Source organism: Actinomadura sp. ATCC 39365 (assembly GCF_054392275.1).
Genome location: NZ_CP184335.1, coordinates 2650863 through 2664705, shown reverse-complemented (window position 1 = coordinate 2664705; position 13843 = coordinate 2650863). Strand labels below are relative to the sequence as shown.

Genomic DNA, 13843 nt, shown 5'->3' with positions numbered 1-13843 from the left:
CGCCTCACGAGTCGTAGTGGACGAAGCGCTTCTGCGCGGCGAACTGGACCAGCGTCACGAGCAGCGTCAGCACCAGCAGGATCAGGGCGGCCGCGCTGCTCGGCCCGAACTCGAACTTCTTGAAGCCGAGATCGAAGATGTGGTACACGATCGTGCGCGCGCCCTCGTTGTCCTTCGGGTCCACCAGCACGTAGATCTGGTCGAACGCCTGGAACGAGCTGATCACCGCGACCACGGTCGAGAAGAAGATCGTGGGCGACAGCAGCGGCAGCGTCACCGACCGGAAGATCCGGAAGGAGCTCGCGCCGTCGATCCTGGCGGCCTCGACGACCTGCGGCGGGATGGTCTGCAGCCCGGCCAGGAAGATCACCACGTTGAGGCCGAGCGAGGACCAGATCGTCACCACGGCGATCGCCACGATGACCCAGCCGGGGTCGAGCAGCCAGTCGGGGCCGCCGACGCCGAACCAGCGCTGGAGCGAGGTGTTCAGCACGCCGTTCTCGTCGCCGGCCAGGATGACCTGCCACATCAGGGCGACGGCCACCGAGCTGGTGACGACCGGCATGAAGTACACGACCCGGTAGATGTTGCTGCCCTTGATGCTGTTCAGTGCCACCGCGATCAGCACCGCGAGGGCGAGCCCGAACGGCACGGTCAGCAGCGCCAGCTTGATCGTGTTCCACACCGCGCGGCCGAACAGCGGGTCGGTGAGCTGGGCGGCGAAGTTGGACAGCCCGGCCCACGACTTCTCGCCGAGCCCGTCCCAGTTCATGAAGGCCAGCACCACGGCGAACCCGAGCGGGATCACCAGGAACACCACCAGCGCGCCGACCTGCGGCGCGAGAAAGATCGCGGCCCACCAGCCGTCGCGGTCGCGCAGCTTCTTGGCGGGCCGCGCGGCGGTCTTGCCGCGCGGCCCGGCGAGCACGGCCATCCGCTAGCCCAGCTTGCCGTCGACGAGGGTCTGCAGCTCGGTCATGCCCTGCTCGAAGCCGAGCTTGCCCTGCCAGACCTTCATCAGGTGCTCGTTGATCGAGGCGGTCAGGCCGGGCACCGAGACCTCTTCGGCGTAGTTCGCGAAGCCGGTGTCACGCACGTCGAGGAACGTCTGGGCGTGCGCGGGGTAGTTGCCGGCCAGCACGACCTGCTCGGCACCCTTGATCGAGGGCACCGCGCCGCCGTCCTTGAGCCGCAGGAGCTGGCCCTCCTTGCTGACGAACTCCGTCAGGAAGGTGAAGGCCTCCTTGGGCTGCTTGGTGCCCTTGTTGAGCGACAGGTAGGAAGCCGCCACGGCGCCGGGCATCGGCTCGCCGGTCTCGGACGGGAACGGGACGATGTCGTAGGACTCCAGGTCGCCGCCCTTCTTGATGGTGTCGATCACCCACCGGCCGCCGGCGTAGAAGCCGACCTTGTGCTTCATGAACTGGGTGCCCGCGGTGTTGCTGGCGGGCAGCAGGTCGGCGCTCAGGAACGTCTTGTCCTGGTAGCCCTTGGCCAGGGTCTCCAGCGCCTTGCGGGACTTGGGGTCGGTGGTAGCGACGAACTTGCCGCCGTCCCACACCTTGCCGCCGAAGCCGCTGACGACCGAGTACGTCGAGCCGTACCAGTTCCAGAAGATGGACCCGCCCATGCCCGCGGCCTTGAGCTTGGCGTTCATGTCCAGGTACTTGGCCATGGTCCACTGCTTGGACGCGTTGAGTGCGGCCGGGTCCTCGGTGATGCCGGCGGCCTTCAGTGCCTTCTTGTCGTACCAGAGCACCTCGGGGTTGGTGTCGTTCGGGACGCCGTAGATCTGGCCGTCCTTCTTGGCGCCGCCGTACACGCCCTCGAAGAAGTCCTCGGGCTTGCTCTTGGAGTCCGGGCCCGCGAGGTGGTCGTTGAGCGGCGAGACGACACCGGCGGAGACGAACTTGCCGATGTTGTCGTCACCCACGAAGAACACGTCGGGAGCCGTGCCGCTGGTGAGCTGGGCGAGCAGTTTGGGGTGGTAGTCCTCGTACTTGGCGACGGACTCCAGCTTGAGCTTGATGTTGGGGTGACGCTGCTCGAAGTCCTTGGTGAAGGACTCGTAGAGCTTGACGTCCTCCGCCGATCCCCACGTGGACCAGCGGATGGTGACCTGCCCTGCGGCGGCGTTCCCGCTCACGCCTGGAACATTCCCGCCTCCGCCGCTGCAGGCGGTGGCGGCGGTGGCGAGCAGACCCAGTACGGCCAGCGCACGCTTCATGATGGGCTCCTTCGGGGGGGGTGGTGCTGTTGTGGGCTACGCGAGCCCGCCGCCGTCGACGACGAGAGCGGAACCGGTGATGTAACTGGCGGCGTCGCTCGCCAGGAAGAGGACGGCCTGGGCGATCTCCTCGGGGCTGCCCGAGCGGCCCATCGGCCGGTCGGCGGCGTCGGCCTCGAAGGCGGCCCAGTCCTCGTTGAGCTGACGGGCCTCGTCCCGCAGCATCGGGGTGTTCGTGTCGCCGGGGTTGACGGAGTTCACCCGGATCCCGGCCTTGGCGTGGTCGATCGCCAGCGCCCTGGTCATGTTGACGACGGCCGCCTTGGAGGCGCAGTAGGAGATCGCGTTCCCACCGCCCTTGAGGCCCCAGCCGGAGCCCGTGTTGACGATCGAGCCGCCCTCGGTCATGAGCGGGATGGCGTGCTTGCACATCAGGAACACCGAGCGCACGTTGACCGCCATCACGCGGTCCCACTCGTCGGCTTCGAGGTCGAGCGCGGTGGTGCGGCGGATGATGCCCGCGTTGTTGAACAGGACGTGCAGGCCGCCGTAGGTGTCCACGGCCGTGCGGGTGATGCGCCGGCAGTCCTCCTCCGCGGACACGTCCCCCTGGACGGCGACCGCGGCCGCCCCCGCCCGCGTGATCTCCTTGGCCGTCTCCTCGGCCCCGGCGCCGTCGATGTCGGCGACGACGACCTGGGCGCCCGCCTCGGCGAAGAGCAACGCCGTCGCCCGGCCGATGCCGGAGGCACCGCCGGTGACGATCGCGACCTTGCCATCGAGCCTGTTCATCCGTAGAACTCCTCACTTGCCGCACAAATGCGATAAATCGTGCTTTCGCGGTATCCGGTGATCACCCGTACGTGCCCGGCCAGCTTCCGGTCCAGTTCCTGGTCCCCGCTGTCGGACAGCAGCGGCCGTCCCCCGAGCCCGGCCAGTTTCTGCTGGGTGGCCAGCACGACCAGGCGATCGCCGGACCCGTCACCGAGCACCTCGTCGAGCACCCGGGGCGAGACCTGCTGGTTGCCGCGGCCGAGCACGAAGCCCTGGCCGCCGATCACCGACAGCACGATGACCGCCTCCCGGCCGCGTACCAGCTCGAACAGCTCCCCCTCGGTCACGTCGGCGGCCACCAGGTCGGCGCCACCGCCCGCGCGGGCCTCGACCACGTCCACGCCGAGCAGCGTGGTGGCGAGCCCGAGCTCCCTGCCCACGGCCGCCGTGGTGGCGCCGGGACCGAGCACGTAGCGCGCCCCCGGCCGCAGCCGGGCCGCGACCTCCCGGGCGATGCCCTCGACCGTGGCCGGAGCCGCTTCCGAGGAGCCCGCCTTGCGTCCCGACAGGGCCGCGCGACCTGCCGGGACGCGCAGGCTACCGTAGAGCCGGGGGCTGACGAGCCCGCGGCGGTAGCGCTCCTCGTCCAGGTCCACCACCTCGGCCTCGGCGCTCTCCGGCCGGGCCAGGAAGTCGGCGGCCACGAACCCGGCGGTGGCCGGGCTGAGCGCGAAGCACCCCGAGTACACCTTGACCCCCGCCGGGATCCCCAGCACGGGCGGCGCCTGGCCGCCCAGCTCCCGCACGGCGTCGAGCACGTCGCGCGCCGTGCCGTCGCCGCCGGCGAACAGCAGCAGGTCCACATCGGCGAGCGCGGCGACGGCCGCCCGGGTGTCCGCGGCGGTGCTCACGTCGGTGCTCACGTCGGTGCTCATCTCCTGGACGCCGGAGGGCGCCAGCTCGTACGGGACCGCGGCGGCGCGGGCGCTGTCCTCGCCCATCGCCCCCGCCACGGTCACCAGCCGGGCCCCGGGACGGCGGGCGAGCAGCGTGGCGACGGCCTGCGCGGCCCGCCGCCCGGCCTTGGGCTCGGCGCCCTTGGCCAGGGCCGCGCGCTGCACGTCGGCGCCGTCGCTGCCCTTGAGCCCCACGGACCCGCCCAGCCCGGCGACCGGGTTGACGATCAGCCCGATCACGCCGTTCCCTCCGGACGCCATGGCTCAGCCGCCCGCGGCCAGGTGCTTGCGCACGTACGCCCGCCAGGTCGGCGCCCACTGCTTGGGGTCCTCGAGCGGCGTCGGGTCGATCTTGTGGATCGTCTGGTTGTACGGCGCGCCCTTGACGAACTCCGGATCCCGCCGCGCCTCCGAGGCGACGTGCTCCAGGATCGCCGCGTACTCGTCCAGGTCCTCCCGCGAGTACGACTCCGTCGGCTCCAGCGTGAACGGCTCCGGCACCAGGTACGGGTGGTGGCTGGTCCAGTAGTGGACGCCGAAGTCGGCGGCGCGCACGCCGATCTCCTCCGAGTGCACCCCCGTCTCCTCCGACAGCTCCTGCCAGGAGTAGCGGACCTGCTCGATCCGGCGCTGGTTCCACGGCGCCGAGGCCCCGGGGATCTGCAGCACCTTGTGCATCAGGTAGTTGTTGTTCAGCGCCGCCGTCTCGGCCACCTCGCGCAGCCCCTGCGCGCCCAGGGCCATGATCCAGGCGTAGGCGCGCACGATGTTCGGGGTGACGCCGAGGAACGGCCGGATCTTGCCGACGCTCCGCGCGGGCGTCTCCAGCCCGTAGGAGTCGCCGTCGAAGGAGACCACCGGGCCGGGCAGGAACGGCTCCAGCTCCGGCGAGACGCCGCAGGCGCCGGCCGCCGGACCGCCGCAGGCGTGCGGCGTGGAGAACGTCTTGTGCAGGTTGAAGTGGCACAGGTCGAACCCGGCGTCGCGGGCCCTGGTGATGCCGAGGATGCCGTTGGCGTTGGCCTGGTCGTAGCAGGCCAGGCCGCCGACCTCGTGCACCAGGTCCACGAACTCCTTGATCCGGGAGTTGTAGATACCGGTGTCCTCGGGGTTGGTGATCATCAGGGCGGCCGTGCGCGGGCCGACGGCGGCGCGCAGCGCCTCGATGTCGGGCAGGCCGTTGGCGTCCGGCATGAGGGTGATGACCTCGTACCCGGCGACCTTGGCGCAGGCCGCGTTCGAGGGGTGCGAGAACATCGTGGTGATGACCTGGTCCCGGTGGCCCTCGCCGCGGGCGGCGTGGTAGGCCCTGATCATGGCGATGTTGGCGTAGATCGCCGCCGAGCCCGAGCCGGGCTGGAGCGACACGCGCGACATGCCGGAGATCTCGGCCAGCATGCGCTCCAGCCGCCAGTAGATCTCCAGCACGCCCTGCACGGTGTCCTCGTGCTGCAGCGGGTGCAGCTCGGCGATCGCGTTGGCGAACTGGTCGTTGACCTTCGGGCTGTACTTCATCGTGCAGGTGCCCTGGCCGACGTCGATGTTGAGGTCGACGCCCAGGTTCTCCTGCGACAGCCGCAGGTAGTGCCGCACCACGTGCGGCTGCGACATCTCGGGCAGCTTCGGCGGGGTGGCCCGCCCGACGCCCTCGGGCAGCTCGACCTTCGCCGCGCCCGGCTCGGGCACGGCCAGGCCGCGGCGGCCGGGGCGCGACAGCTCGAAGATGATCGGCTCGTCCCAGCGTGCCTGGTGGAAGCGGCGCAGCGGCGGCTTGGGCGCCACCGGCAACTGCGCGAAGGACTCGGCTCCGTGCCCGCTCATGCCTGCACAACCTCCTGTACGGCTGCCGCGAGCCGGTCGATGTCGTCGATGGTGTGGCGTTCGGTCACGCAGACCAGCACCGTGCGCTCGTCCAGCGGGACGCCGCCGTAGATGCCGCGCTCGCGCAGCCCGGCGAGCAGCGACGCGGAGTCGGCCACCTCGATCGCGAACTCGCGGAAGTGCACCGAGCCCGCGTGCCGGACGGTGACCGACCGGCCCAGGGCGTCCATCGCGTACCGGGTGCGGGCCAGGACGGTCTCGCCGAGCTCCTTCATGCCCTGCGGGCCCATGAGCGCGAGGTAGACCCCGGCCGTGATGCCCCACAGGGCAGCGGCCGTGCCCACCCATTCCTTGCCCTCTTCGCGCAGGGCGAAGGAGGTGCGGTCGTAGAAGACGTCGCCGAAGCCGTACTCGCCGGGGACCTTCGTCGGCGCGATGCCGAACAGGCGCGAGGGGAACTCGGCGACCAGCGGCTCGTGGTCCTGGGTGGCGATGTAGCCGGCCTGGCCGCCGCCGTAGTTCTGGTGGATGCCGAGCGACTGGATGTCGCCGCAGACGATGTCGGCGCCGTAGGAGGCCGGCGGGGCCAGCACGCCCAGGGAGATGGGGTCGGCGCTGACGACCAGCAGCGCGCCGGCGGCGTGCGCGTGGTCGGCCAGCTCCCGGCCACGGGTCTCGACGACGCCGTAGACGTTCGGGGTCTCCAGGTACAGGGCGGCGTAGGAGTCGTCGAGCGCGACCTCGCCGATCTGCCCGTCCTTGGCCACCGGGGCGAGCTCGACGGTGATGTCGGGGGCCAGGAAGTCACGCAGCTTGCTCAGCTTGTCGGCGCTCACCGCCCCGGTGACCAGCACCTTCGACCGCTTGGTGTAGCGGCAGGCCATGCGCAGCGCGGTGCCCGAGGCCTGGAAGCCGTCGTAGGTGGGGACGTTGACGACGTCCATCTCCAGCAGCTCGCCCATCATGCTGACGTACTCGAACAGGGCCTGGAAGCGGCCGTGGTCCTCGTACGGCTCGCCCGCGTACGCGGTCAGGAACTCGCTCCTGGAGTTGACCTCGTCGCAGACGGCGGGCACGTGGTGCGGGTAGCAGCCGTGGCCGAGGAAGCTGAGCGCCTCCTCGGTGTCGGTGTTCCGGGCGAACAGCCCCTTCATGTGGCGCACCAGGTCGCGCTCGGCGGTGAACGGCGCCGGCAGGTCGAGGGGCCGGTCGAGCCGCAGCTCCGCGGGGATGTCGGCGTAGAACTCCTCGACGCTCGACGCGCCGACCGCCGCGAGCATCTCGGCTCGTACGCCCGGCTCGGCGTTGGGTATGTACGGGTGCGTCACTTCTCTCCTTCGATCCTGAGCACGACGGCGTCGCGCGGGGCCAGCTCGATGCCGCCCCGCAGTTCGGCCCCGGTGAGCAGGTCCGTCCCCGGGTACGGGAGCGTGACCGGCTGCGGGGCGGTGGTGTGGTTGAGGAGGAACAGGTGGCCGCCCCTCCTGACGGCCTCCACGCCCTCCGGCACGTCGATGCGGTCGATGCCGTCCAGCAGCGGCTCCAGCACCGGCGTCACGTCGTCGAGCAGGCAGCCGACGTAGGTGACCGTGCCCTTGCGGGTGACGGCCGGCAGGCCGTCCAGGTCGCCGCCCTCGAACAGGGCGACGGGCTCGGCGCCTTCCAGCCTGATCCACTCGGCCCAGGTGCGGGCGTCGCCCAGGCCGGTCCGCTGGACGTCCCCGTCGGCGAGCGGCCAGAACTCCTCCACGGCGATGCCGAGCAGGTCGGCCAGCGGGCCGGGCGCGCCGCCCTCGTGCACCTGGTCGCTCTCGTCCACGACGCCGCTGAACGGGCCCACGACGAGCCTGCCCTCGTACGCCTCCAGCGCCTTGGCCTGCTCGGCGGTGCACATGTACAGGTTCGGGGCGATGACCAGCTCGTACGGCGACAGGTCCCGGCCCGGCGGCACGAGGTCGACCGCGATGCCCCTGGCGTGCAGCGGGGCGTACCAGGCGAGCAGCAGCTCCTTGAGCCTGAGCCGGTTGGACGGCATGGACTCGGGGGCCTCCAGGGCCCACCAGCTCGGCCAGTCGAGCACCAGCGCGACCTGGGCGCGGGTCTCACTGCCCGCGACCTCCGACAACCGCCGCAGGTCGGCGCCGAGCGCCAGGGTGTCCCGCCAGCCGCGGGTGCGCGTGCCGCCATGCGGCAACATCGCCGAGTGGAACTTCTCGGGGCCGTACTTGGCCTGCCGCCACTGGAAGAACATCACGCCGTCGGAGCCGTGGGCGAGCGCCTGAAGGCTGTGCAGGCGCATCATGCCGGGCGGCTTGGGGACGTTCACCTCGCGCCAGGACACCGCGGACGGCGCGGACTCCAGCAGCAGCCAGGGCGCCTGCCGCAGCGAGCGCATGAGGTCGTAGCTGAGCGCCACCTGCACGTGCGAGGTCGGGTCGGCCGGGTCGGGGTAGGCGTCGTCGCTCACCACGTCCTCGGCCGCGGCCCACTTCCAGTAGTCGAGGCCGTGCAGGATGCTCATGAAGTTCGTGGTGACCGGGACGCCCGGCGTGATCGCGCGCAGCGCCGCCTTCTCGGCCAGGAACAGCTCCAGGAGGGCGTCGCTGCAGAAGCGCCGCCAGTCGAGGAGCTGGGCGGGGTTGACCGGGCCCGGCGCCGTCCTGGGCGGCTCGACCTGGCCGAAGGACGTGTAGTGCTGGCCCCAGCAGGAGGTGCCCCAGGCGGCGTTGAGGCCGCCGACGGTCGCGTACCGCTCTTCCAGCCAGCGGCGGAAGTGGGCGGCGGACTCGGGGCAGAAGCACTCCAGCGTGTGGTCGGCGTACTCGTTGCCGATGTGCCACATGGCCAGCGCCGGGTGGTCGCCGTAGCGCTCGGCCATCGCGGTGGCCAGCCGTACGGCGTGCTCGCGGTAGACCGGCGAGCTCGGGCAGTAGCCCTGCCGGGAGCCGAACTCCAGCCGCACGCCGTCGGCGTTGACCGGCATCATCTCGGGGTGCTCGCGCACCAGCCACGGCGGCGGCGTCGCGGTCGCGGTGGCCAGGTCGGCGGCGATGCCGTGCTCGTGCAGCAGGTCGATGACCCGGTCGAGCCACCCGAAGTCGTAGACCCCGCGCTCGGGCTCCAGGCGCGACCAGGAGAACACCGCGACGGTCGCCATGTTGACCCCGGCCTCGGCCATGAGCCGCGCGTCCTCGGCCCACACCTCCTCCGGCCACTGCTCGGGGTTGTAGTCCCCGCCGAACAGCAGCCCCGGCATCCGGGTCAGCCCCACTCGAACTCCTCGATCATGCAATGTAATATTTTGTATGCCGAATTCATAGTGCAGTATTTTGCATCACGTCAAGGGTTAAGATTCGGTTGTCCTGAACGAGAGGGAGTCCCCCATGCCGATCGAGCGGCGACCGTTGCGTGAGCAGATCAGGGAAGAGCTGCTGAGCCGGCTCGACCGAGGCGACTTCGCCGCCGGCACCGACATCAACGAGGCCTCCCTCGCCGCCGACCTGGGCGTCAGCCGCACTCCCCTGCGCGAGGCGCTGATCACGCTGGCGGGCGAGGGCGTGCTGGAGAGCACCCAGGGGCGCGGCTTCCGGTTCGCCCCGGTGAGCCGGCGCGAGTTCCGCGAGCTGTGCGAGATCGTGGCCGCCCTGGAGTCGCTGGCCCTCGACTGCTCCGACCCGGCCCACCTGCACTCGATCGCCCCCGACCTGCTCAAGCTGGCCCAGGACTTCCCCGACAACGTGGCCGAGCAGCAGGTCATCGAGCGCCACGACGACGAGTGGCATGACCTGCTGCTGAGCGGCTGCCGCAACGAGCGCCTGCTCGACCTCATCACCAGCGTCAAGGCCGGCATGCGCCGCTACGCGCACCTGATCGCCGGTGACGACGCCCCCTTGGAGCGCGAGGCCGCCGAGCACCGCCGCATCGCCGAGTTCCTGCTGGCCGACGAGCCGGCCAAGGCCGTCCAGGCGCTGCGCGACAACTGGATCAACGGCATGGAACGGATGATGTCCCGCATCCCGTGACCCGATGGAATAGTTGAAATCTCAACTTGGTTGCATGGGGCAGATCCCGCTGGAAGGAGCGCGACATGCCCGCCGTTACCGTTGAGAACCCGCTCACCCTCCCCCGCGTGCCCGCGCCCGTGGCGGGGGTCCCCGAGCGGAAGGTGCTCGCCGTCGAGACCGCGCCCAGCGGGTTCGAGGGCGAGGGCTTCCCCGTTCGCCGCGCCCTGGCGGCGATCAAGCTCGAATACCTCGACCCGTTCGTGATGATGGACCAGATGGGCGAGGTCGACTACGCCGCCGGCGAGCCCAAGGGCACGCCCTGGCACCCGCACCGCGGCTTCGAGACCGTCACGTACATGATCGACGGCGTCATGGAGCACCTCGACTCCAACGGCGGCGGCGGCACGATCACCAACGGCGACACCCAGTGGATGACGGCCGCCTCCGGCATCCTGCACAAGGAGGCGCCGCCGGAGTGGCTCGTGCAGAAGGGCGGGCTGTTCCACGGCATCCAGCTCTGGGTCAACCTGCCGGGCGCCAAGAAGATGATCGCGCCGAAGTACCAGGACATCGGGCGTTCCAGCGTCGCGCTGCTGAGCAGCCACGACGGCGGCGCGCTGGTCCGGCTGATCGCCGGCGAGCTGGCCGGGAACACCGGTCCGGGCAGCACGCAGACGCCGATCACGCTGCTGCACGCCACCATCACCCCGGGCGCGCGGCTGACCCTGCCCTGGCGCAAGGACTACAACGCCCTGGTGTACGCCCTCTCCGGCCGCGGCACGGTCGGCGCCGAGCGGCGTCCGCTGCACGGCGGCCAGCTCGCGGTCTTCGACGGCTTCGGCAACCGGCCGGGCCTGACCACCGTGGGCGAGACCGTCACGATCGAGGCCAAGGACACGCTCGACGTGATCGTGCTGGGCGGCGAGCCGATCGGTGAGCCGGTGGCCCACCACGGCCCGTTCGTCATGAACACCCGCGCCGAGCTGGTCCAGGCGTTCGAGGACTTCCAGGCGGGCCGCCTCGGCACGATCCCGGCCGAGCACGCCCATTCCTGACCGTCCCACTCGTGAAGGCCCGTGCGTTCCGCACGGGCCTTCACGTTTCTGGTAGACATTCATTGTGAAGGACGTACATAAATTTGACCAGGAGCCGGACGGCTCCCTCTTCGACCCGCGGGCCAGGGCGGCCATGAGCGAGTTCGTCGGCGGCGGCGACACCGCGCCCTTCGAGGCGGCCGCCGCCGTGCGGACGGCGTACCAGGCGGTCGAGCGCATGCGCGCGCACGGCAGCGAGGGCCGCGGGCTCAGCTCGGGCGCGATGGACGTCCTGCTGCGCCTCGGCGCGGCGGGCGCCGGCGACGGCATCAGCATCGGCGACCTGGCCCAGGCCGCCGGGGTCAGCTCGCGCAACGTCACCGGCCTGGTGGACACCCTGGAGCGCGACGGCCTGGCGCGACGGGTCCAGGACAGCCGCGACCGGCGCTCGGTGCTGGCCGTGATCACCGACGAGGGCCGGGCGTGGATCGAGGCGTTCCGCACGCCGTCCCGGATGGCGATGCGTGCCATGTTCCAGGGCTTCTCGGCCGCGGACCTGACCGCGCTGCGGCACCTGTGCCTGCGGCTGGCCGACAACCAGCAGCGGCTCTCGGCGCACCTGGAGGGGCGATGACGGGCACCCGCGAGGTGGTCAGGGCCTACCACGAGGCCAGGCTCCGCGGCGACGTGCCGGCCGCGGCGGCGTTGATCGGCGAGGGCTTCTCGTTCAGGAGCCCGTTCGTCTCCTCCGCCGACGCCGCCGGTCACCTGGCCGGCATCGAGGCCCTGGTGAGCGTGGTGACCGGCGTCGACCTGATCAGCGAGCTGTACGGCGAGTCGGAGGCGACCCTCGTCTACGACCTGCACACCGCCACACCGGCCGGCACGCAGCGCACGGCCGAGCACTTCAGGCTCGGCCCGGACGGGAGGATCCGGACCATCATGTTGATCTTCGACGCCGCGCCCTGGCAGCCGATGGCGGCGGCGATCAGGTGAGCGGCAGGGCGGCGGCGGTCTGGCGCCAGATCCTGCCGTCCCTGACGACCAGCGTCCCGAACGTGGTGACCCGGTTCCCGCCCACGGCCATGACCGCGTTGTAGAAGATCACGTCGTCCTCGATGCGCAGCGACGTGATCTCCTCCACCCGTGGCCCGGCCGCCAGGTAGGCGGTGAACAGCTCGCGGATCTCGGCGGCGCCCCTGGCCACCCGGTCGAACCGGACGACCACCGCCTCGTCGTGGTACTGGGCGAGCAGCGCCGCCAGGTCCCCGTCGGCGATGGCGGCGAGCTGGCGGTCGAACACTTCCTGGGTCACGATGTGCCTTCCGGGGAGGGGCGCAGCAGGTCGTGGCCCACCTGCGCGGCGCCGTACAACAGCAGGAGCGGGAGCGCCGCCGCGACAGGCAGCGCGGAGGTCGCGAGGGCGAGCACGGCGGCGGCCAGCCGGACGGCCCCCGCCCGGCGGTCGGCCGAGCACAGGTGCTGAAGGCCGAGCACGGCGAAGACCAGGGCGGCCGGCACCCCGACGGCCCAGCTCGCCCCCGACGGGTGCATGATCGCGTGCTCGATCCCGATGCCGAACGCCACCAGGCCCATCGACAGCGGCAGGTGCGAGTACACCCACACCTGCCCGGCCAGCTTGGTGCGCAGCACGACGGACTCGTCGACGTGGTCGAAGTACAACCACCAGAAGGCCATCGCGATGGCCACCCCGGCCAGCGCGACCAGCAGCACGGACGGGGTGACCTCGTGCCCCTTGAGCCCGGTGACCACGGCGGCGACCACCTCACCGAGCACGATCACGACGAACAGCCCGAACCGCTCCGGCAGGTGCTCGCTCTGCGGCGGGAGCCGGCTCTGGTGGCCGCGGCTGAGCAGCGGGGTGGCCAGGTCGATCACCAGCGCCACGGCCCACAACGCGTACCGCTGCGGCGGATCGACGGCAAGGGAGGCCAGCCAGATGACCGCGGCGACGGTGAACCCGGCCGCGTACCGCACGGTGAGCGGCCTGGCCTCCGGGACGTGCCGGCCGGCTCTGAGGTAGGCGACGACCAGCAGGACCCGGGCCGCGACGTAGGAGATCGCGAACAGGGCCGAGCGTTCCTGGATGTCGCTGACGCTGGCCGCCATCGTGGCCACCGCGAGGATCTGCGGCAGCGCGAGCAGGCGGTGGCTGACGTCGTCGGTGTCGAACCGGTTGGCGTAGAAGACGTAACCCGCCCAGGACCACCAGACCGGCACGAACAGGCCGACATAGGTGAGGACGCGACCGGCGTCGGCCCCGCCGGCCAGCACGTCGGCCAGCTCGGCGACCGCGACGACGAAGACGAGGTCGTAGAGTAGCTCCAGCCAGGTGGCCCGGCGGTGCACCTGCTCGAACAACCGTAAACGGGGCGGCTGCCACTGGCGGCTAGTCAACGCGGGACCTCCACAATATGTAATTGTGTAATTATGCACGCCTTTCGGCTAGTGCAGCGTCAGGCAGGCCACCCGAGGGCCCGCCTCGCCCGCGTGGGGGCCGCTCTTCTTCGTGGCCTTGGCATGGATGACCAGCGACTTCGGCAGGGCGGCGGGGTCGAGGCTCCAGGGATGGCGGGCCGTCGAACGACCCGCGCCCGACCCGTCGGTGGTGACGTCGAGCCAGATCTCGCTGGCCGGGTCGGCATGGCCGGGGTTGTGCTGGTAGTGGCCGCCCGCGTCGTCGGGGTCGGCGCCGCAGGGCGCGGTGTGCAGGTGGGCGCCGTAGTGATGGCGGGGCAGGAAGCCCTCCACGACCAGCGAGGTGCGGGTCGCGCCGCCGGTGGACTCGGCCGTGAGGCTGGCCTGCGCGCCCTCGGGGGCCAGGCGGCGGTCGTAGGCGATCGCCGCGGTGTCGCCGGAGGTGAACTCACCGCCGCCGCTCAGCTCCGGCACGCCCGGCGGGCTCGGCTTGGTGACCTCCTGCAGCGGCGCCGGCGGCCCGGCGCAGGCGGCGGCCGTGAACAGGACGAGCAGGAGTGCGGGCACGCGCATGAGGGACCCTCCGGG

14 protein-coding genes are annotated in these 13843 nt (G+C 71.2%); 4 read left to right on the top strand and 10 right to left on the bottom strand.

The genetic code is table 11. The annotated features are described in order from the left end of the window. Positions 1 to 4: 4 nt before the first annotated feature. From ACNF49_RS13400 to ACNF49_RS13370, 7 genes are read right to left on the bottom strand one after another with little or no spacing between them, the layout of a single operon-like run. Positions 5 to 934, bottom strand: a complete 930-nt coding sequence (locus tag ACNF49_RS13400) for a carbohydrate ABC transporter permease (RefSeq protein ID WP_357978451.1) — start codon at positions 932 to 934, stop codon at positions 5 to 7. A gap of 3 nt (positions 935 to 937) precedes the next feature. Next, complete coding sequence (locus tag ACNF49_RS13395; protein WP_357978454.1) at positions 938 to 2227, bottom strand: ABC transporter substrate-binding protein; 1290 nt, start codon at positions 2225 to 2227, stop codon at positions 938 to 940. Positions 2228 to 2263: 36 nt separating this feature from the next. Further along, positions 2264 to 3019 carry an SDR family NAD(P)-dependent oxidoreductase gene (locus ACNF49_RS13390; RefSeq protein WP_357978457.1) on the bottom strand — a complete coding sequence of 252 codons (756 nt, stop codon included), beginning with the start codon at positions 3017 to 3019 and terminating at the stop codon, positions 2264 to 2266. After that, the gene (locus tag ACNF49_RS13385) at positions 3016 to 4197 is read right to left on the bottom strand and encodes an ATP-NAD kinase family protein (protein WP_482943832.1); all 1182 of its coding nucleotides are present in this window, start codon (positions 4195 to 4197) and stop codon (positions 3016 to 3018) included. The genes ACNF49_RS13390 and ACNF49_RS13385 overlap by 4 nt, the downstream gene beginning before the upstream one ends. 24 nt (positions 4198 to 4221) lie before the next feature. Beyond that, a complete protein-coding gene (gene gcvPB, locus ACNF49_RS13380) occupies positions 4222 to 5778 on the bottom strand; it encodes an aminomethyl-transferring glycine dehydrogenase subunit GcvPB (RefSeq protein ID WP_482943831.1) in 1557 nt (518 codons plus the stop codon). Next, positions 5775 to 7106 (bottom strand): aminomethyl-transferring glycine dehydrogenase subunit GcvPA, encoded by a 1332-nt coding sequence (gene gcvPA, locus ACNF49_RS13375; RefSeq protein WP_482943830.1) that lies wholly within the window; start codon positions 7104 to 7106, stop codon positions 5775 to 5777. The genes gcvPB and gcvPA overlap by 4 nt, the downstream gene beginning before the upstream one ends. Then, positions 7103 to 9049, bottom strand: coding sequence for a beta-galactosidase (locus ACNF49_RS13370; RefSeq protein ID WP_482943829.1), 1947 nt, complete (start codon positions 9047 to 9049; stop codon positions 7103 to 7105). Before ACNF49_RS13370 ends, gcvPA begins: the two co-directional genes overlap by 4 nt. A gap of 112 nt (positions 9050 to 9161) precedes the next feature. Between ACNF49_RS13370 and ACNF49_RS13365 the strand changes: the two genes are divergently transcribed. The 4 genes from ACNF49_RS13365 to ACNF49_RS13350 all read left to right on the top strand — a co-directional run bounded on the left by ACNF49_RS13365 (position 9162) and on the right by ACNF49_RS13350 (position 11812). Beyond that, positions 9162 to 9800, top strand: coding sequence for a GntR family transcriptional regulator (locus tag ACNF49_RS13365; protein ID WP_357978472.1), 639 nt, complete (start codon positions 9162 to 9164; stop codon positions 9798 to 9800). A 65-nt stretch (positions 9801 to 9865) separates the two neighbouring features. Continuing rightward, positions 9866 to 10837, top strand: a complete 972-nt coding sequence (locus ACNF49_RS13360) for a pirin family protein (RefSeq protein ID WP_482943828.1) — start codon at positions 9866 to 9868, stop codon at positions 10835 to 10837. Between the two features lie 64 nt (positions 10838 to 10901). Further along, a complete protein-coding gene (locus tag ACNF49_RS13355) occupies positions 10902 to 11450 on the top strand; it encodes a MarR family winged helix-turn-helix transcriptional regulator (protein WP_357998746.1) in 549 nt (182 codons plus the stop codon). Next, positions 11447 to 11812 carry a nuclear transport factor 2-like protein gene (locus ACNF49_RS13350; protein WP_357978481.1) on the top strand — a complete coding sequence of 122 codons (366 nt, stop codon included), beginning with the start codon at positions 11447 to 11449 and terminating at the stop codon, positions 11810 to 11812. The genes ACNF49_RS13355 and ACNF49_RS13350 overlap by 4 nt, the downstream gene beginning before the upstream one ends. Here ACNF49_RS13350 and ACNF49_RS13345 read toward each other — a convergent pair. The 3 genes from ACNF49_RS13345 to ACNF49_RS13335 are packed head-to-tail and all read right to left on the bottom strand — an operon-like array spanning position 11805 to position 13828. Then, positions 11805 to 12131, bottom strand: coding sequence for a nuclear transport factor 2 family protein (locus tag ACNF49_RS13345; RefSeq protein ID WP_357978484.1), 327 nt, complete (start codon positions 12129 to 12131; stop codon positions 11805 to 11807). The two genes, ACNF49_RS13350 and ACNF49_RS13345, sit on opposite strands and share 8 nt — an antisense overlap. Continuing rightward, positions 12128 to 13234: a low temperature requirement protein A gene (locus ACNF49_RS13340; protein WP_482943827.1), complete on the bottom strand. Its 1107-nt coding sequence runs from the start codon at positions 13232 to 13234 to the stop codon at positions 12128 to 12130. The genes ACNF49_RS13345 and ACNF49_RS13340 overlap by 4 nt, the downstream gene beginning before the upstream one ends. 48 nt (positions 13235 to 13282) lie before the next feature. Beyond that, complete coding sequence (locus ACNF49_RS13335) at positions 13283 to 13828, bottom strand: superoxide dismutase family protein (RefSeq protein WP_357978490.1); 546 nt, start codon at positions 13826 to 13828, stop codon at positions 13283 to 13285. Positions 13829 to 13843: the final 15 nt, after the last annotated feature.